Source organism: Ruegeria sp. E8 (genome assembly GCF_056533985.1).
This window is the reverse complement of record NZ_JBQFOY010000005.1, coordinates 1-18,833: the sequence shown is the minus strand read 5'-3', so window position 1 is coordinate 18,833 and position 18,833 is coordinate 1. Positions and strand designations below refer to the sequence as shown.

The following is an 18,833-nucleotide window of genomic DNA, read 5'->3' as shown; positions in this document are numbered from 1 at the left end:
CGGCGATACGTTTCAGTCAGTCGCGTTTACTGAAGTAGACCAGCTTCTTTGTAGAACTTCTCAGCACCCGGATGCAGTGGCACACCCAAAGCCTCGACACCGTCCAAGGCCGTTTCAGCCGTGATCTGCTTGCCTTTGGCATGACCGTTGTCCAGCAGCTTGCGGGTGTTGTCGTTCCACAGCGCCTTGGTCAGGCCATAGACCAACTCGTCGGACAGGTCCGAGGACACAACCAGCATCGCGCTGACGGCCGGGGTTTTGGTCTCAGAGTCGATGCCTTCATAAACCCCACCCGGAATGGTCGAGGGAATATAGGCCGGGATGATCTCATTGATCTTCGCCATGTCTTCGTCGGTGAAGGAATGCAGGTTCATACCCTTGGTCGAGGACAGCTGCACCATCGCGGCAACTGGCCAACCTGCTGCATAGAAATAGGCATCAAGCTGACCATCGGCTAGGCGCTCGGCGCTTTGGCTATTGTTCAATTCGGCCTCGTCCATGTTGTCACGATTGACGCCCCAGGCGTCCAGCATCTGCAGCACGGCCACCTGTGTGCCGGAACCTGCCTGAGCAATACCCACACGCTTGCCTTCCAGATCGCTCAGGTCGTTGATGGTCTGGCCCGCGGGCAGAACCAGATGCAGGTCTTCGGGAAACAGGTTCGCAACGATGCGAAGTTTCGGGTGTGGTTTACCTTCAAACTTGCCCTCGCCCAGATACATCGAGCGGGTCACGTCAGCGGCGGCCAGACCGGCCTCAAGCTCTCCGTTTTGTACAGCGGCGTTGTTGAAGACAGATGCGGTTGTCGATTGCGCGATCGCGATCAACCCGGGTACGCCGCATTGGCCACCCTCTTCGCAAGGACGCGAGCCCGGAGGGGCAGAGATACCATTTGCGATGGTTCCGCCAATCGGGAAATATGTGCCGCCCGCACCGCCGGTGCCAATGCGAAAGAAAGTCGGGTCCTGTGCAAACGCAGGCGCGGCCAAAGCACCAGCCAAAGCCAGACCTGTCAGGCATTTCATCAGTCTCATCGTAAGCTCCCAGTTTTGGATCATTGGATTCGGTTCGTCCGAACTCTGATCCAATCAGCCTATGGAGAATTTCCATAAATACAAATTTGTTATATTTAACAAAATTAAAGTTTTGTTTATATTTTTGATATGAACCTTACTCAATTGACCGTTTTTCGTGAGGTGATGGAGACAGGCTCTATCTCTCAGACCGCCAAGAAACTTAACCGGACGCAACCGGCTATCAGCCTTGCAATCAAGAACCTAGAAGGAAGTCTGGGGCTGACGCTGTTCGAGCGCAAAGGACGACGCCTGATACCTGTGCCCGAAGCACATTATCTGTTGGCAGAAACCACTGGGATACTGGACAGGTTATCCACTGTTTCCAGCACGATGCACGGTCTTCTTAAAGGAAATTCAGGCAGTCTGAACATTGCTGCCATGCCCGGTCCTTCCACTTTCGCATTTCCAAATTTCATCAGCCGCTCGGTTGGGGGAAACCCAGACATTCAGATAACACTTTCCACCCGCAGTTCGCCACAAATCATGGAACTGGCAGGTACGCAGAATATTGATTTCGGGTTTGCGGATTTTGAACATCCGACGGGTAAGAAGCCGCAGTTTTCGGCCGAGATTATCAGTGGTGACTGTTTTTGCGCCTTGGATCGGGACAATCCCTTGGCAAAGAAAACCGCGATAACGATTGCCGATCTTGACGGTGTTCCAATGGGCGGGATGCACGACACACATCCTTTTCAAAAGAAGGTAAGGCGGGCGTTTCAACTGGCTTCAGTAACCTATACCCCGAACGTGACCTGCCAATACTTCCTGCCTCTCATCCCCTTTGTCGGCTCGGGCCAATGTTGTACGATTGTCGATCCTTTGACCGTTGCAACTGAACGGGAGCTGAACATCTCAAATGACCGGGTTCTGTTTCTGCCGTTTAAAGAGCCGCTCAGATACGAATATGCGATCCTGTCTCCGGATCACCGCCCTCCGTCCCAACTGGCATTGAAAATCAAGGCCGGCTGGAAGGAAGAAGTGCTATCGATGTTGCATCAAACAGGTGCCAATCCCCGGACAGAGACGGTCTGAAACCAGCTGGGTACTGGTAAGCAAATTTTCATTTCGGATGCTCTATCGACGTTTCCAGCGCCGACTTCAGCGATTGAGGGTCAATCGGTTTGTAAAGCAGGGGCAGTTTTGCCTGCTTGCACTGCTCGACAAGCTCAGGCGATCGGTTGGCCGAAACAATGCAGCCCGGCAGTTGTCCGAACTCTCGGGTCAAGGCGTGTATGGCATCGATCCCCGTTTTCGAATTGTTCAACTGGTAGTCGGCGATCACAAAATCCGGGAGAATGCCAATCTCACGCAATAGATTGATTGCTTCTTCTTCGCTTTCGCATTCAAGAACCTCAACGCCCCAGGATTCGATCGTCATGGTCAAAGCACCGCGGAGGTTTTCATCGTTTTCGATCAACAAAGCGATGGTATTCCCCAGCATTTTGGGGTTTGGTTTTTGCACCTCCGAAGCGGTGAGCGATACGGTCGGCTCCGCCTGTGCCAGAGGTAACTCAACCGAGAAGCCTGTCCCCTTCCCGACCTCTGATTGCAGATGGATCGGGTGTTGCAGCAGACCACAGGCCCGTTCAACAATCGCCAGACCCAACCCCATGCCCTCAGCCGCACTTGCATCTGAATGCAGACGCTGGAACTCCTGAAACACAATATCTCTTTGGTCCGGCGCGATACCGATGCCGGTGTCCCAGACTTCCAGGGCAACCGCATTTTTGCGGTGCCTGACACCAACAAGAACTTTGCCGGTGTCGGTGTATCGGATCGCGTTTGACAGCAGGTTCTGCAAAATCCGCCGCAGGTAGCTGGCATCGCTTGTGACCAGAACCTTTGTGTCGACAAAGCGCAGGTCCAGACCTTTGGCTAGGGCGACAGGCCGAAACGCATCTTCCATCTGAGAAAAAAGTTCACCTACAGATACCGTGGACAAATGCGCCGCGGCCCGTCCGGAATCCAGCTTTGAGATGTCGAGCAGCGCTTCCAGAATATGTTCGACACTGTTCAGCGCACTTTCGGCTTTGGCAGCGACGGACTGGGCGTCGCCTTTGTCCAGACCGCTGCCGAGTGACGCGACATAAAGTTTTGCGGCGGACAGGGGTTGCAGCAAATCGTGGCTGGCGGCCGCCACGAAACGCGATTTTGATGCATTCGCCCGCTCAGCCTCGTTCAGTGCATCCGCCAGTTCCATTGTGCGCGACGCTACGCGTTGTTCCAGCAACTCTTTGGCTTCGTACAAAGCCTGAGCCGATTTTCGTTCCGCCGTCACATCGGTAAAAGAAATCACAAAGCCCCGGTCAGGCATTTCCTGGGCGTAGACAGTCAGGATTTTTGATCGCCCCCGGTGCATCTGAAATTGAAGGGGACGGCGCGAGGTTTGCCGACCGACCCAATCCAGCAGATCCGCCTCGGTTATCCCTTTCTGGAAACTGATATTGGCGCTGAGCCGGGTGGACAGGGTTTCAAACCGTGTGCCCATCTGAAACTGATTGATCGGAATGGCCAAAAGTTCGCTGGCGCGGTTGTTCCATCCGATCAGACGGTGCTTGTTGTCAAAGATGCAGACGCCCTGATCGATATGTTCCAACGTGGCACGGATCAGTCTTGCCTTGTCATCAAGAATACGGTCCCTCTCCTGCCGTTCGATGCGCATGATGTCGGTCACATCGGTTTGCAGGATTACGGTGCCACCGTCCGGTGTGCGGTGCTCGGACACTTGCGACCATCGATTGCCAGCAAGACGTACATTGAACACCACATGGTCATCTGCATGCCGATCCAGACGGCTTTTGGCCCAGTCCTGCGGGGTCATTGCCTCGGGCAAGGACAGGAATCCGGATTTGCTGACCAGCTCAACATATTCGGTAAAGCGTAACCCGGGGCTCAGCCGTTCTTGAATATCGGGCATGTGCAGCCCAAAACGACTGTTGCACAGCACCAGTTCTTCGTCGCGATTGAACAGGGCGAAGCCTTCCTGCACCGTTTCGATGGCGTTTGCCAAATCAGCCCGTGCGGCTTCGGTCTCCTTGTTGGCCTGCGCCAATCTGGCATTGGAATCATTCAGAAGCTCGAGCGCGCGTTCAAGGTCATCTGTACGGGCGCGAACCTCTTGTTCAAGCACCGCCGCGCGTTGAAATTGCGCATAGGCCGCGCCCGAGGCATCGGTAGATTCCTCGACCCGCCGCATCAGCGCTTCGACGATCTTCCTCAGCTTCTCATTCTGGCGATCAATCGAGTCTGAAGGGTCGGTAAGATGCTCGATCATGCCTTACTCTTTCTCGGGCGGATAAATCGCGACGCCGGTCAGGGTCTGGTTCACATGGATCGAATTGTATTGTTCCCCATAGGTCGAGAAGCCGACGACGTGATTGCGGGACAGTATGTCCGAGACATCGCGCGTCTTCTGCTTTTCCTGCGCCTCCAACCTGCGAAGAATACAGTCGCAACCCAGAATGGTGTCGGGTTGCTGTTTCTCGGTCAAAAGGCTGATTTCCTCCTGCAGATGCTCGACCATATCCCGAGGTTCGGCCAGCGTCAGAACCAGGCCTTCGTCAATAGCTGAGAAAAACACGAGATCGCCGTTGCCCGCCACCTGCTGTATGGCGCGGACATGGTGTTGCCCGCCGATTTGCACAACGACCGGGTGCGCCGCAAATGTGAATGTCGTGAGTTGTTCGGGGTCTTTGCCTAGAATACGGGCGTACTCACGGGCAGCAGGCTCGGCATTGATTTCCTGAACGATGCGTTTGGCTGGATCTGCCTTGGTCACAACCATACGCCGCGCGGCGGGAACAAGGTGATCGGTTTTGAACACTTTGATCGGGCACCGCGTGCGGACCTGAGTCAGAATAGCAGCATTGTTCAACGCTTGCCCTTCATACAGCACATAGGTGCGTCCGAACCGGGTTCCATCGCCCGCCGATCCACCGAACAGAGGCACCGGTCCCAGACCGACTGCTAGTTCCGACGTCAGTGCATCTTCTTTCGTCGACAATCCATCAATCATCAGAAACGTGAATTCATGGCCCCAATCGGGCGAGGTTCCCATCATCGTGTTTCGGTTATGGATCATCTCCTTGATGATGTTGTTCGCGTCAAAATCGTTCAGGTCCGGAACAAGAACTATCCGCGTTTCGAAATGGGATTGCGGCAAGCCGATTGCGACGATCTGATCCTCGCAATACCCGCTATCCGCCAACTCACCGGCGGTGGTGCAGCCAACAACCGGGATTGGAGCAAACATGTCCGCGGCCTCGGCTATCACGGCGGATGCATCCGCGTTCGGGCAGACAAACAGGATAACAAGCGCAAGTGGATCGTCGCCCAGCTGACGTTTGAGGATCTCGATTGTTTGCCCGGTATCGTATTGTGCAAAAGCCGTTTTAACGATGCCTGGCGAACGGGCCTGGGCTGCCGCCCACCCGACTGCTTGGTCCATCGTGCGTCCTCCCTAAAAGCGCGACGATGCCGAGAGAGTATGACGCTTAACCTTGATCTTGCAAGACGCTGGCAAAGGACGCTTTCTTGGCGATCAGAACCGCCTGCGTGCGGCTTTGTACCCCAAGTTTTCGCATGATTGCGGTGACATGGGCCTTGACCGTAGTTTCCGCAATCGACAGGTCGTAAGCGATTTGCTTGTTCAGTTTGCCTTCGCAAATCAGTTGCAGAATTCGCGCTTGCTGATTTGTCAGCGTCGCAAGCCTGTTGACCGCGTCGCTGTGCTCGTCTTCTTCCTCGGCATCAATCAAAACGCACCCCTCGGGCACGAAGACATCACCGGAATGAACTGTCTCGAACGCGGCGCGGAAGACATCACGCTGGCTGTGTTTGGGAACATAACCGGATGCGCCTGCTTGTATCACCTGACTGACAACGCGATTGTCCGTCAGCGATGAGACCACTATCACCGGAGCATTGGCGGCAGCCTTCAGACGGACAAGGCCCTCCAGACCGTCTACATCCGGCAGGTTCAGGTCCAGCATGACCGCATCCGGCTTCAACCCACCCGCCAGCAGATCCAACGCGCCTTCCAGCCGGTCTGCCGTGTGGATTTCTCCGATCCGGGCCACGCTTTGCAATGTCATCGACAGGGCGTCGCAAAACAACGGATGGTCATCTACGATCAGCACGTTTTCGAAATCGTTCCGTGCGGCGGATTCAGCAAGCATTCAGTTTAGCCTTTTGCGTTCAAATTATCTCCAGCCTAACCAATCCTAGCAACCAAAGAAAACCAAGCATACTGGCGGAAGGTCGTATAAAATACGCGCGCCCGGATCAGGGGCGCGCGCCATAGCCTTGAGCTCTTCGGGATCAGTTTGCCGAAGCCAGTTCTTTCGGCAGGCGGAAGGTCCACAATGTGCCGCCCTGGTTCAGGTAGTTGACCTTCTTGGCCACCTCACCGCCCCAAAGCGGAACCGCGCCACCCCAGCCAGAAATGACCGAGACATATTGTTCACCATCCTGTTCCCAGGTCACAGGTTGCCCGACGATGCCCGAACCGGTCTGGAACGACCATAGTTTCTCACCGGTTTCGTCGTCCAACGCAATGAACTCGCCTTCGGGTGTGCCGAAGAACACCAGCCCCCCGGCCGTTGTCATCACACCCGACCAAAGCGGCGCATCATTCTTGTATTCCCATTTCCATTCACCGGTATCCGGGTCGATGGCCTTGAGCGAACCAATGTGATCTTCGTAGTTCGGCTTGATGGTAAAGCCAGCGCCCAGATAGGCGGCGCCTTTTTTGTAGGTTATCGGCTCATTCCAGATATCCATGCCCCATTCGTTGGAGGGCACATAGAAATTACCGGTCCGCTGAGAGAAGGACATCGGCATCCAGTTCTTGCCACCAAGGAATGAGGGCGACGCAAAGATCACTTCACCCTTTTTGCCATCAGCCGCTGCGGCGGGATCGCCGGGACGGTTGTCTTCGACAAAGATGGGGCGTCCAGTTTCATCCACGCCGGACGCCCATGTGATGTCCTTGACGAACGGATTGGCAGAAACAAAGGCACCGTCTTCGCGGTTCAGAACATAGAAATACCCATTGCGATCCGCAGTCGCGAAACGCTTGTTGCCTTCACGGTCAGAATAGGCAACGACTTCGTTCACACCGTCATAATCCCATCCTTCGCGTGGTGTGGTTTGGAAATGCCACTTGATGTCACCGGTCTTCGGATCGATACCAATCCGGCTGGCGGCATAGAGGTTGTCACCTGCATTTCCTTCGGTCGGTGTTCCCGCGTTGCGCAGCCACGAGTTCCAGGGCGCCGGGTTTCCTGCGCCGAAAACCAGTGTATCCGTGTCCGCGTCATATGAGCCACCAAGCCAGGTTGCGCCGCCGCCGGTCTTCCACATGTCGCCTGGCCAGGTCGCGTTCAACTCGCCGGTCATTGTGCTTTCTTCACCGTTCAGTGTACCCATATGACCTTCGATCACCGGGCGTTCCCAAACCAGATCACCGGTGTTGACGTCACGAGCCTGCACGGCACCCACAATCCCGAATTCACCACCGGAATTGCCTGTGATCACCAGCCCGTCGACGATCAGCGGAGCGGCTGTGTAAGAGTATCCCGCCTTGTAATCCGCGATCTTGTCACGCCATACGACGTCGCCGGTGTCTTTGTTCAGGGCCACAATCCGGGCATCAAGGGTACCGAAGATCACCTTGTCTCCGTAAATCGCTGCACCCCGGTTTACCACGTCGCAGCAAGGCAGAATGCCTTCGGGCAGGCGCGCATCGTATTGCCAAACCTCTTTGCCAGTCTCCAGATCAATTGCATACAGGCGCGAATAAGATCCGGTGATATACATCATGCCATCGTAAATCAGGGGCTGGGTTTCCTGCCCGCGCTGTTTTTCACCACCGAGGCTGAACGCCCAGGCCGGCAACAGGTTCTTGACGTTGTCCTTGTTCAGCATGTCCAGCGGGCTGTAGCGTTGCAAATGGCGCCCCATGCCGTTCGTCACAACCTGAGTCGTGATCGTTTGGTCGTTGGCCAGATCGTCTTCGGTAACCTCTGCATAGGCCGTGCCCGCTGCGATCACGCTTGCAACCGTCGCCGTGATAAACCGGTTCATCGGTGTCCTCCCTAGACTTGAGTCTTCCCTCCACGCCGAATCCCCGACAGGTCGGAGCTGTTGGCGAGGGTATTATTCGCAGGAGGGTCTTTCGGCGAAATTGCACAATGGTCGTAGGGCGCAGTTCATGAATTTCAACCAGCATGGCGCATCTTTTTTGCCCGGAGGAAAAGATGCGAAAAGGCTTCACGAGAACTGTATTGGCGGAGCCCGTCGGCCAGCCCGCCGGTGCTGATCCCCTAGCTGGGTAAAAGCAGGTATTCCTTGTTGATTATGAAAGAATTCAGGCAGATCACATTAACTTTGATTCTTAACACCATATTTTAGCTCATGAAATTTACTTCAGAGAGTGACCTTTCACTGAACATTCCCGTTCCATACGACCGTTTCGATACTTGGAAAGTTCGGACAAGCATTGGCGCCATGCTCCCTATCCGTACTTGCTGCTACGTCAGGTGTTTGCCGATGACGCACCCGCCGCACATCCAGGGTGGATTCGACGCACAACAAGATAATCGGCGCCAAGCCTCATCCTTTGGTCGTAGATATTTGAGAAAACGGGTTTCAGAACAGTGGTGCGTATTTCCACTCGTCCGCATCAGGTGTTACTTCATCCGGATCGTACCCCGAGTCCTGTAGCCGCTTTGCGATTTTCAACCCGTCCTGAGCTGCTTCGTCAACATAGGCACGCCCAAGTTTTTCGTCTTTCGCAACGCCATGCCCCCGCAGCAAATTGAGGCCATAGTTGAACTTGCCCACCGGATCCCCAAGGTCAGCCGCACGTTTGTCCCATGCCGCAGCGGCGTCAGGATCGTAGGGGCCGCCCAGCCCGTTGTTATCCAGTTGCCCCATCCAGGTCATCGCGCCGGTATAACCGGCTTCTGCACAGGTTCTGAACAGTGTACGCGCCATGTCGTGACGGCCTGACTTCGTCATGTAGTAACCTGACGCGCAGGTTGTCATATCGGTGACACCGTTCTCGATATTGCTCATCACTTTGCCCCACCCAGTGTCCTGCGGGTTTAGCGTGCCGTACTCGTCTTCGACCGTCTGGGCCGCAGCGGCTGTGGAGAATAGTAGTGCAATTGCGGCAATGCGGAACATGTAAAGATCCTCCGTCTTGGGGGCACAATAACCTATCGGTCCCGAAAATTCACGCCTGCCATGGTCGTAGAGGCGATCACGCTTTAGGGCGTTTCATACCGCGCGATGGATCGTACCCCCAGAGCGCCGCGCCCAGAAACACAACTCCGGCAAGGATCGTCCATCCTAACGCCGCGGCGTTGAGTTGCCCGTAGAGGGCGAACCGGATCAACTCGATCGCATGGGTGAATGGATTGATTGCGCAGATGTCACGCAACAAAGCCGAGCTTTCGGCCATTTTCCAAAGCGGATACAGGGCAGAGGACAGAAAAAACATCGGGAAGATGACGAAGTTCATCACGCCTGCAAAATTCTCGAGCTGTTTGATGGCGGATGAAAGCGCAAGCCCGAGCGCGCCCAGCATCAACCCGCTGACGATCAGTGCGGGGAATACGAACAGGTAACCGGCCCACGGCATGTCTATTCCATAGACCGCGGCTACTGCCAAAAAGGTATAGACCTGCAGGATTGAAATCGTGGTGCTGGCCAGCAACCGACAAAACAGCAGCCACCAACGTGGCATAGGGCTGGTCAGCAGCAGCCGCATTGAGCCCATTTCGCGGTCATACACAAGGCTGAGAGAGCTTTGCATCCCGTTGAACAACATGATCATGCCACAGAGGCCGGGTACGATATAGATCTCGTAAGTGATGTAAGTTTGATACGGCGGCGTAATCGACAGCCCCAGTGCAGCTCGAAACCCGGCGGCGAAAACGATTAACCAAACCAGCGGGCGCACCAGCGCCGCAATAAACCGGCTGCGTTGTCGGATGAAACGCAAAGCCTCACGGATCAGGATGGCGCGCAGAGCGGTTAATCCGGCGCTCATGCGGGTGCTCCGGTCATTGCAAGGAACACTTGCTGCAAGGGCTGGCCTTTTGTGATCTCGACACAGGTGCCCTGTTGCAGAAGGCGGCCATGATGCAGGATTGCGACCTGATCTTCAGGCTCGATTTCGTCCGTCAAATGTGTGGCCCAGAGAACAGTCAATCCATCCTGAGCGGACAAATCATGGACGTGTTTGGTAATTGCACTGCGCGACGCGGCATCCAGGCCGACGGTAGGTTCGTCCAGCAGCAGGACAGAGGGTGCATGGATAAGACACCGTGCGATCTCCAACCTCCGCCTGTGGCCGCCGTTTAAATCTCGCGCACGTTCCTGCGCACGGTCAGCCATGTCCAATCTTTCCAACGCTGCGGTGATCCGGGTTTCGGCCTTTTCGCCTGACAGCCCATGCAGCGCCGCAAAGTAACTGAGGTTTCGGTGTACGGTCAGATCCAGATCCAACGTCGGCTGTTGAAAGACCACCCCAATTTTTGCCAGTGCCTGACGCGGCTGTTTTGAGATATCAAAGCCAGCGACTTCGATTGTTCCCTGCGCTGTGGTGAACAGCCGTGTGAGCAGAGAAAACAGTGTCGACTTACCCGCACCGTTAGGACCCAAAAGCGCGCAAAACGCGCCTTGCGGGACGTGAAAGCTCACATCGTCAAGGGCGCGTTTTTCACCATAGGTGTAGCTGACGTTTCGGACGGAAAGCCCTGTCACTTAATGGTAATCTCCAACCGCTGTGTTTCCCCGGTGCTACCCGGCACTTTCAGATAGTAGCTGCCCGGTTTAATTGCGACAAAGCCTATTTCCATCTCACCCGCTTCATCAAACTCGATGGAATCCACGCCAAGGGGCCGAATCTCCAAACCTTCCACCACGATCTCATCCACCCAGATGGCGCGGAAGAACTCGGGCCCGATGATCGCCAGTTCCTGACTGCCGTCGCCCTGAATTTCGAATTCGTAATAGGTGCCTGATTTCAATTCCCAAGGCGTTTCGGCCAAAGGAACGCCGGCAGACAGAGTGATAGGCGGCAAATCTTCTTTGTTCTTGGCGGATAGCAACCCGGCTAAGCCAAATCCGTTATCGTCATCTGCTGCCGATGCGGTCGGTGAAAGCGCCACGGCCAGCATGGCGATCAATCGGGTTGGACGGTTCATTTCGAAGACTCCTCACTGTGCTTTAATTCGTCGGGCGGAAAGCTGCGCCCCAGGGAAAGCGCCCAACCTTGATCGTTTTGATGGGTTCGCGTTTGCCGACATCAATAACGGTGACGTCACCGGACACACCGTTCGTGGTGAACAGCAAAGACTTGTCCGCGTTGAAATCCATGTGCCAGACGCGACGACCAACCAGGATGTAGTCTTCGACCTCGTAGGTTTCTGCATTCACGGCCGCGACATGGTTCGACGGACCCAGAGCGACAAAGGCGGTTTCATCCCCGTTCGATAACTCGAAACCGACGGGTTGAACCCGATCAGGGTGGACGCCGTCCACCTCGAACTCGATTTTGGCTTTCTCGGTCTGTGTTGCGACGTCAAAAACGGTGATCGTGCCACCAATTTCAGAACTGACCCAAAGTTCGGTTCCATCCTTGACGAACTCAGCGTGACGGGGTCGGGAATCGACCAGAGTATTAGCGAACAAATCCTGCGTCTCAGTATCAATCCAATGGGCCATGTTGGTGGTCTCGGACGTGGTGATCGCGATTTTGCCGTCGGGTGAAACTGCCATGCCTTCCGGTTCAATGCCTACGTCTATCTGGGCGATTACGGTGCGCGTCTCGGTATCAACGACGGTAGTGATCGCATCGTCTTCGTTGGCGATGTAAAGATGCCGATCATTGGGATGCAGCACGAATTGTTCCGGGTCTTCGCCCGATGGCAGATCGTGCAGGATTTCCCCGGTTTCGGGGTCCATAACCTGAACCGAGTCGCTGTCTGACGCGCAAATGTAGAGAACCGAATAGTCCTTGGAAAAAGTAATCCCGCGTGGACGTTCACCGGTTTCAAGGGTCCGGATCACTTCCAGCGTTTCGATGTCGATCACGCTGAGTGTGTCGTCTTTTTCGTTGCTTATCCAAATCTCATCCGCAGCCGCCTGTGTGCAAAGGGCCGTTGCCGCCAAGAAAGTGGCTAACCTCATCTTCATTCCTCCTTCAAGGCCGTGCACCGGCTTTCGGCTTCGTCAATGCCCAACGTGTCCAGTTCCGTTCGCTGGTGCAGGAAGCCCTCGAGTGGGGCCATGGCCACGACAGCCCGATCCGTCACCAGCGGGATTGGCTGACGTAACTGACCATTCCACGCCCGGAAGTTCATCGCCCTGCCTTTGAAACCTGCCAGTTCGAAGTCGTCCGACAGAATGTAGTCCCGTAAGACAGACGGATCGCTTGACTGCGTTCGGGTTACGGCCTCGCCCAGTATTCGATAAGCAGCCCAGGCGGCATAGTCCTTCGACCGCATGGATCGACCGCTTTGGTCAAAAAACCGGTTTTGCATTTGCGCTGCACCCCACTGTTCCACCACACGCGACCACGTCACCGGTTGCAGCCCTTCTGAGCCGGCGACCGGGCGGGCTTCCCATGTGTTGAACGAGATGTAGCGGGCAAAATCATCCAGTTCGTCGGCAACAAGCAAAACGTCATAGTCTCCGAATTCCTGAGTGAACAGTGGCACTTCCTGCGCTGCGTTCCGCCTCAGATCGGCATCAAAGCGCCAGGTCTTTTCCGCCTGCAGATTCAATCCAAACTTGGTCAGTGACCGTTTTATCGCGTCGGCGAAGGCCAGATCTCCGGTGTGTTCTCCGGAAATCAGCACCAGATCATCCCAACGTCGTTTGACGAGAAACTGCGCCAGAGCGTCGGTGCGCATCGCGTCCGATGGCAAGGTGTGCAGCAGGTTGGCTCGGCAGGCTTCGTCCCGGATTTCCAGATCGGGCGCGGATGCATTGAACAGAATGGCCCCTGCGGCCTCGGGCAGATCGGCGACTTGCAGTTGCGCTTGCGCCGGGGCGTCAAGGATCAGGAATGGGGTTTCGGTCAGCGCTTGTTGGGCCGCGGCCAGCCAATCACCGTCTTCAGGTACGGTTCTCACCGTCAGGTCATACCGGTGCCCCAGGAACTTGGCCGTAGTCAGATTGTCCGCCAGCCCAAGCTCGGCTCCGGCAATGCCCAGATCTTCTGGTTCTGGATCGAGGTTTGACAATACTGGTGGTCGGTCCACCTGTAGCTGAAGGTAGGTGACGGGTATGACAACCTCAGCCAATGCCACTGCTGGTATCAGGATAAATGCTGCCAAGGCGCTTAATAACATCGTCATGTGCACGCCTCCTCCCAGGCATTTAAAGTAAAACGCGCGGATTTCGGCAAAACCATCCGACCTTAGTCGCACGCATGAACATATTTGCAACCAAGGTCGAATTTCACAGCGATTCTGCCTGAGTTATGACCAAGGCAAGCATCAGAAGGAGGAGACGATGCGTCTTGGTTTTTATGGCACAGCGCTGGCAGCCCTGACTGCAGGTAGCATGGCACTTGCGCACGGAGATGTCGCCCCGCAGCCTGTGAATACAGATGCCCTGCCGGATGTAGGCGAGGAATGGTTGATCGAGAACCCCTATCGCGATCAGGGCGAAGAGGTTTGGAAAACTGCCATTGAAATCGGCGACTCAGGCTACAATCAGAACTGCGCACGCTGTCATGGTCTGGGTGTGGTTTCGGGCGGCCTGGCACCTGATCTGCGCTATCTCGAGGCCGAAGAATATGGCGACGAGTGGTACATGGAACGGTTCCGCGAAGGCTATACTCAGAACGGTATCACCAAGATGCCAGCTTTCGGAGAGTTGCTGGGCCAGAAGGCGGCCTGGGCCATTCGCACTTATATTGAAACCCGTCCCGATGATGGGGCGCTGGACGATCACACGGATCGATTGAAAGAAGTTCGGGACCAGCTGACCGCCATGGCCGAAGGTGGTGAAGGCGACACTGCAGCCCTGCAATCTGAGCTGAGCGAAATAGCCGGAACAATCGAGACAGGATCCGGTGCGCCCGTCGCTGACAGTGTGGCCTTGCGTGCGGCCGTCCTGATCTCGGGCGATAATCCGAATTTCGCGGAAGCGGCCGAACAACTGACAATTGGATTGTCTGCCGCGCAATAGGGCGGCAGACTGGGGCACATGATCGGACGCTCATTTTTTTTCTCCCTGTTGGCTGCCACCTTTTCAACCGGAATGGCGATGGCCAGATGCGAAGATCATGTGCCTCAACCCAAACCACAAAACGCCAGCCGGGATATTGTGGGCGCCGATCTCGATACCATTGTCGAGCGGGGTTACATCGAATTCGCAGCCTATGAGGATTTCGAACCCTGGTCCTATGAGAAAGACGGCAAGATACAGGGCGTCGATATCGACATTGGAAAGCTGATCGCCAAGGAACTGGGCGTCGAGGCGCGTTTCAATCTGGTTGCTGCCGGAGAAAATCTTGAGGCCGATCTGCGGAACTGGATCTGGAAAGGCCCTCTGATCAATGGCCGGGTCGCCAATGTCATGTTGCACGTTCCTTATGACAGCGAGTTTGCCTGCCGGGTCGAGCAGGTCGTTTTCACCGGGCAATACCATGATGAGGAAATTGCCATCGCTTTTCGGCGCGATTCCTACCCCGATGATCCGCCGGTCCCTGCCTATTTCCGCTTCGATACCGTCGCGGTCGAAAATGATTCGATTGCCGATTTCTATCTGTCGGCTTTTCCGGGCGGGCAACTGGCCGGAAACATGCGCCGCTATCCTACGGCTGCGGAGGCGATGCAAGCACTGGCCGATGGCGAGACGATGGCGGCCATGGGTCCGCGTGCTCAGCTTGAGGCCGGGCTGACGCCCGAGCTTGACATCCATACCCCGCCCCTGCCCGGTTTTGCCGTGAGCTCATGGACCAGTGGCGTTGCAGTGCATTTTGCATATCGCGGCCTAAGCTACGCCGTCGATGACGCCATTTTTGCCGCGCTGCAAGACGGGCGCATAGCGGCAATCTTTGACCGCCATGGCCTTACACATTCACCGCCTGCTTTGCGATGACTACACCCAAGGTCTTATAGTCAGGTCGGCGAACACCGCGTAGCGTAACGAAAAATCTTGGAGAAGTGAAATGGAACTCAGTGACAGCCGCGTTATCGCCGCGCCGCGATCCAAGGTCTGGGATTCGCTTTTGTCGGCAGAGGTTCTGAAAGAATGCGTGCCGGGATGTCAGGAGATGACCGGCTCGGTCGAAGACGGGTTCGAAGCCACTGTGGTACAAAAAGTCGGCCCCGTAAAAGCAACCTTCAAAGGTGCCGTAACTCTTTCAAATATCGTGACGCTTGAAAGCGTGAAGTTATCGGGTGAAGGTAAGGGCGGGGCTGCTGGTTTTGCCAAGGGCGCGGCAGACGTTACTTTGTCGGATGCTCCAGAAGGTACGATGCTGACCTACAAGGTCGATGCACGAGTCGGCGGCAAACTGGCTCAATTGGGGGGGCGAGTCATTGATGGGGTTGCCAGAAAAATGGCCGACCAGTTCTTTGAGAACTTTCAGAACGCTGTCGAACCTCAGGACACACCCGAGCCCGAAACCTCGGACGATGGCGAGGCCGGGGAAGAAAAGAAAGGTTGGTTCAAGCGCGTTTTAGGCGGTTGAACCTTTGGAATTAAGGGAGGAGAAAGTCATGAAAATTTCCATGACCGTGAACGGCAAAGCTGTGAGCGGAGACGTCGAGGGCCGGACATTGCTGTCCGGTTTTCTGCGTGATCATCTGTCGTTGACGGGGACGCATGTGGGCTGTGACACAGCCCAGTGTGGGGCATGTGTGGTGCACGTGAACGGTGAAGCCGTGAAGTCCTGCAACATGTTGGCCGCCGAAGCCGACGGGGCCGACGTTGGTACAATCGAGGGCCAGGCGACTGCGGATGGTTCACTGAACGTGATCCAGCAGGCGTTTCAGGATCACCATGGCCTTCAATGCGGGTTTTGCACTCCGGGGATGGTGATGAGTGCGGCAGCCTTGCTGAAAGAGAACCCGCGCCCGACCGAGGCCGAAATCCGGAAGTATCTGGAAGGCAACCTGTGCCGCTGCACCGGGTATCACAACATCGTCAAAGCGATCATGGCCGCATCCGGTCAGGACGTGGGCAGCATCGCTGCAGAATGATGCCGCTGCGGGCGTCGTGAATACGCCCGTGGGATGAGTGAAGGATGCACCAGCATCCGTTTATGGGAGGAGAACAAGCAATGCCCAAAGACAGTGGCATCGGAGCCAGTTCCAAGCGGCGCGAGGACGTACGCTTTCTGACCGGAGCAGGCAATTACACCGACGATATTAATGTACATGGACAAGCCTATGTCCATTTTCTGCGGTCTGACATCGCGCATGGCCGGATCAAATCCGTCGATACATCGGCAGCCGAGGGTATGCCAGGGGTGGTCAAGGTATTCACCGGCAAGGATTTCGAAGGCGTGGGCGGGATGCCCTGCGGCTGGGAAGTAACCGACAAGCACGGCGCGCCGATGCAGGAGCCCCCGCACCCCATTCTGGCGCAAGGCAAAGTGCGCCATGTAGGTGATCCGATTGCCGCCGTTGTGGCCGACAGCCTCGAACAGGCGCGCGACGCGGCCGAGGCGATTGACGTCGACATCGAGGAACTGCCCGCCGTAATCGACATGAAAGCCGCAGCGCAGGATGGCGCGACGCTGGTCCATGACGATCTGAAGAACAACATCTGCTATGACTGGCAGTTGGGCGAGGCTGACGACGCAAAGGTCAACGAGGTCTTCGCCAATGCAGCCCATGTGACGACGCTGGATCTGGTGAACAACCGCCTGGTCGCCAACCCGATGGAGCCTCGCGTGGCGGTGGGCGAGTACAAGCGCGGGACGGATGAGTATACTCTCTATACCACCTCACAAAACCCGCATGTGATCCGCCTGCTGATGTGCGCCTTTGTTCTGGGCCTGCCTGAGCACAAGGTCCGCGTGGTGGCCCCGGATGTGGGCGGCGGCTTTGGCACCAAGATCTTCCACTATGCGGAAGAGGCGTTTTGTACCTTTGCCGCCAAGGCCTGTGGCCGTCCGGTCAAATGGACGTCCAGCCGGTCCGAGGCATTCATGTCGGATGCCCACGGTCGCGACCATGTCAGCAAGATCGAACTGGCGCTGGATGCGGATAACAACTTCATCGGCCTGCGCACCAACACCTATGCCAACCTGGGCGCGTATCTGTCGACCTTCTCCAGCTCGGTTCCAACCTGGTTGCACGGCACGCTGATGGCGGGCAACTACAAGACTCCGGTCATTCAGGTGAATGTGAAGGCGATGTTTACCAATACGGTGCCGGTTGACGCCTATCGTGGTGCAGGCCGCCCCGAGGCAACGTTCCAGTTGGAGCGAGTGGTGGACAAGGCTGCGCGTGAACTGGGGGTCGATCCGATTGCCCTGCGGCGTCAGAACTTTATCACCCAGTTCCCATATGACACGCCGGTGGCGCTGACTTATGACACCGGAAACTATAATGGGACGATGGACAAGCTCGAGGCCGCTGCCGATCTGGCAGGCTTTGCTGCGCGTCGGTCGGCGAGTGAGGCCAAAGGCAAGCTACGCGGTCTGGGCATCAACTGCTATATCGAGGCCTGCGGCATAGCGCCCTCGAACATCGTGGGCATGTTGGGGGCTCGGGCGGGTCTCTATGATGCCGCGACCGTTCGGGTGAACGCCACCGGTTCGATCAGCGTCATGGTCGGTGCGCACAGCCATGGGCAAGGGCATGAGACTGCCTTCCCGCAGGTTGTGGCCGACATGATCGGTATCGACGAGTCGATGGTCGAGATCGTGCATGGTGACACCTCGAAGATCCCGTTTGGCATGGGCACCTATGGCTCGCGTTCGCTGGCGGTCTGTGGCTCGGCCATGGTCAAGGCGACCGAGAAAGTGATCGAGAAGGCCAAAAAGATCGCCGCTCACCTGCTGGAAGCGTCCGAGGCCGATATTGAGCTGAAGGACGGTCAATTCAGCGTCGCAGGCACCGACAAGTCGGTGGCTTGGGGCGATGTGACCCTGACGGCTTATGTCCCGCACAACTATCCGCTGGAGGTGGAGCCCGGGCTGGAAGAGACCGCGTTCTACGATCCGGCCAATTTCACCTTCCCATCCGGAGCTTACGCCTGTGAGGTCGAGGTCGACCCGGAGACCGGTCAGGTCACCATCGAGGCCTTCACCGCCGCCGATGACTTTGGCAACATCGTCAATCCGATGATCGTGGATGGTCAGGTCCACGGCGGCATTGGTCAGGGTATCGGGCAGGCGCTGCTTGAGAACTGTGCCTATGACGAGAATGGCCAGTTGCTGAGCGCGTCCTTCATGGATTACGCGATGCCGCGTGCAGATGATGTGCCCTTTTATGGGGTCGATCATTCCAGCCAGACTCCGTGCACGCACAACCCGCTGGGTGTGAAAGGCTGCGGCGAGGCTGGTGCGATTGGCTCGCCACCTGCGGTGGTCAACGCGGTTCTGGATGCGCTGAATTCGGGTGGCAAGGCTGTCGATCACATCGACATGCCCGTGAGCCCGTCGCGCGTCTGGGCGGCGATGAACAGATGAGTGGCTGGGGTGCGAGGGGGCAGCCCCCCGCGCTCCCCCGAGGATTTCCCAAAAGAAGGAGGGGCAGGGAGGGGCGTTCCGAA

Annotated in this window: 17 protein-coding genes; 6 read left to right on the top strand and 11 right to left on the bottom strand. The window is 56.4% G+C overall.

What is annotated here, in order from left to right; translation table 11 throughout:
• Nucleotides 1-26 precede the first annotated feature (26 nt).
• The gene (locus ACR0LF_RS08475) at nt 27-1,034 is read right to left on the bottom strand and encodes a TAXI family TRAP transporter solute-binding subunit (protein WP_480576898.1); all 1,008 of its coding nucleotides are present in this window, start codon (nt 1,032-1,034) and stop codon (nt 27-29) included.
• 144 nt (nt 1,035-1,178) lie between these two features.
• Between ACR0LF_RS08475 and ACR0LF_RS08470 the strand changes: the two genes are divergently transcribed.
• Nucleotides 1,179-2,108 (top strand): LysR family transcriptional regulator, encoded by a 930-nt coding sequence (locus ACR0LF_RS08470; protein ID WP_480856221.1) that lies wholly within the window; start codon nt 1,179-1,181, stop codon nt 2,106-2,108.
• 28 nt (nt 2,109-2,136) lie between these two features.
• On the opposite strand, the gene ACR0LF_RS08465 is transcribed toward ACR0LF_RS08470, so the two are convergent.
• From ACR0LF_RS08465 to ACR0LF_RS08420, 10 genes are all read right to left on the bottom strand, one after another.
• Nucleotides 2,137-4,350: a hybrid sensor histidine kinase/response regulator gene (locus ACR0LF_RS08465; RefSeq protein WP_480576904.1), complete on the bottom strand. Its 2,214-nt coding sequence runs from the start codon at nt 4,348-4,350 to the stop codon at nt 2,137-2,139.
• 3 nt (nt 4,351-4,353) lie between these two features.
• Entirely contained in the window at nt 4,354-5,523 is a 1,170-nt protein-coding gene (locus ACR0LF_RS08460) for an FIST N-terminal domain-containing protein (protein ID WP_480576907.1), read from the bottom strand.
• Nucleotides 5,524-5,569: 46 nt separating this feature from the next.
• The gene (locus ACR0LF_RS08455) at nt 5,570-6,253 is read right to left on the bottom strand and encodes a response regulator (RefSeq protein WP_480576910.1); all 684 of its coding nucleotides are present in this window, start codon (nt 6,251-6,253) and stop codon (nt 5,570-5,572) included.
• A gap of 142 nt (nt 6,254-6,395) precedes the next feature.
• Complete coding sequence (locus ACR0LF_RS08450; RefSeq protein ID WP_480576913.1) at nt 6,396-8,162, bottom strand: PQQ-dependent methanol/ethanol family dehydrogenase; 1,767 nt, start codon at nt 8,160-8,162, stop codon at nt 6,396-6,398.
• Between the two features lie 564 nt (nt 8,163-8,726).
• Entirely contained in the window at nt 8,727-9,266 is a 540-nt protein-coding gene (locus ACR0LF_RS08445) for a sel1 repeat family protein (protein ID WP_480576916.1), read from the bottom strand.
• Nucleotides 9,267-9,342: 76 nt separating this feature from the next.
• Nucleotides 9,343-10,134 carry an ABC transporter permease gene (locus ACR0LF_RS08440; RefSeq protein WP_480576919.1) on the bottom strand — a complete coding sequence of 264 codons (792 nt, stop codon included), beginning with the start codon at nt 10,132-10,134 and terminating at the stop codon, nt 9,343-9,345.
• Nucleotides 10,131-10,850: an ABC transporter ATP-binding protein gene (locus ACR0LF_RS08435; protein ID WP_480576922.1), complete on the bottom strand. Its 720-nt coding sequence runs from the start codon at nt 10,848-10,850 to the stop codon at nt 10,131-10,133. The genes ACR0LF_RS08440 and ACR0LF_RS08435 overlap by 4 nt, the downstream gene beginning before the upstream one ends.
• Nucleotides 10,847-11,293, bottom strand: coding sequence for a cupredoxin domain-containing protein (locus ACR0LF_RS08430; protein WP_480576925.1), 447 nt, complete (start codon nt 11,291-11,293; stop codon nt 10,847-10,849). The genes ACR0LF_RS08435 and ACR0LF_RS08430 overlap by 4 nt, the downstream gene beginning before the upstream one ends.
• Nucleotides 11,294-11,315: 22 nt before the next feature.
• Nucleotides 11,316-12,278, bottom strand: a complete 963-nt coding sequence (locus ACR0LF_RS08425) for a YVTN family beta-propeller repeat protein (protein ID WP_480576928.1) — start codon at nt 12,276-12,278, stop codon at nt 11,316-11,318.
• Nucleotides 12,279-12,280: 2 nt separating this feature from the next.
• A complete protein-coding gene (locus ACR0LF_RS08420; RefSeq protein WP_480576930.1) occupies nt 12,281-13,450 on the bottom strand; it encodes an ABC transporter substrate-binding protein in 1,170 nt (389 codons plus the stop codon).
• 157 nt (nt 13,451-13,607) lie between these two features.
• Between ACR0LF_RS08420 and pedF the strand changes: the two genes are divergently transcribed.
• The 5 genes from pedF (at nt 13,608) to ACR0LF_RS08395 (ending at nt 18,750) form a co-directional block, all read left to right on the top strand.
• On the top strand, nt 13,608-14,288 hold the full coding sequence (pedF, locus tag ACR0LF_RS08415; RefSeq protein ID WP_480576933.1) for a cytochrome c-550 PedF: 681 nt from the start codon (nt 13,608-13,610) through the stop codon (nt 14,286-14,288).
• An 18-nt stretch (nt 14,289-14,306) separates the two neighbouring features.
• Nucleotides 14,307-15,203, top strand: a complete 897-nt coding sequence (locus ACR0LF_RS08410) for a substrate-binding periplasmic protein (protein WP_480576936.1) — start codon at nt 14,307-14,309, stop codon at nt 15,201-15,203.
• A gap of 70 nt (nt 15,204-15,273) precedes the next feature.
• Nucleotides 15,274-15,798 (top strand): SRPBCC family protein, encoded by a 525-nt coding sequence (locus tag ACR0LF_RS08405; RefSeq protein WP_480576939.1) that lies wholly within the window; start codon nt 15,274-15,276, stop codon nt 15,796-15,798.
• Between the two features lie 28 nt (nt 15,799-15,826).
• Nucleotides 15,827-16,309, top strand: a complete 483-nt coding sequence (locus ACR0LF_RS08400) for a (2Fe-2S)-binding protein (RefSeq protein ID WP_152460328.1) — start codon at nt 15,827-15,829, stop codon at nt 16,307-16,309.
• A gap of 80 nt (nt 16,310-16,389) precedes the next feature.
• Complete coding sequence (locus ACR0LF_RS08395; RefSeq protein WP_480576942.1) at nt 16,390-18,750, top strand: xanthine dehydrogenase family protein molybdopterin-binding subunit; 2,361 nt, start codon at nt 16,390-16,392, stop codon at nt 18,748-18,750.
• The last annotated feature ends 83 nt before the right edge of the window (nt 18,751-18,833 follow it).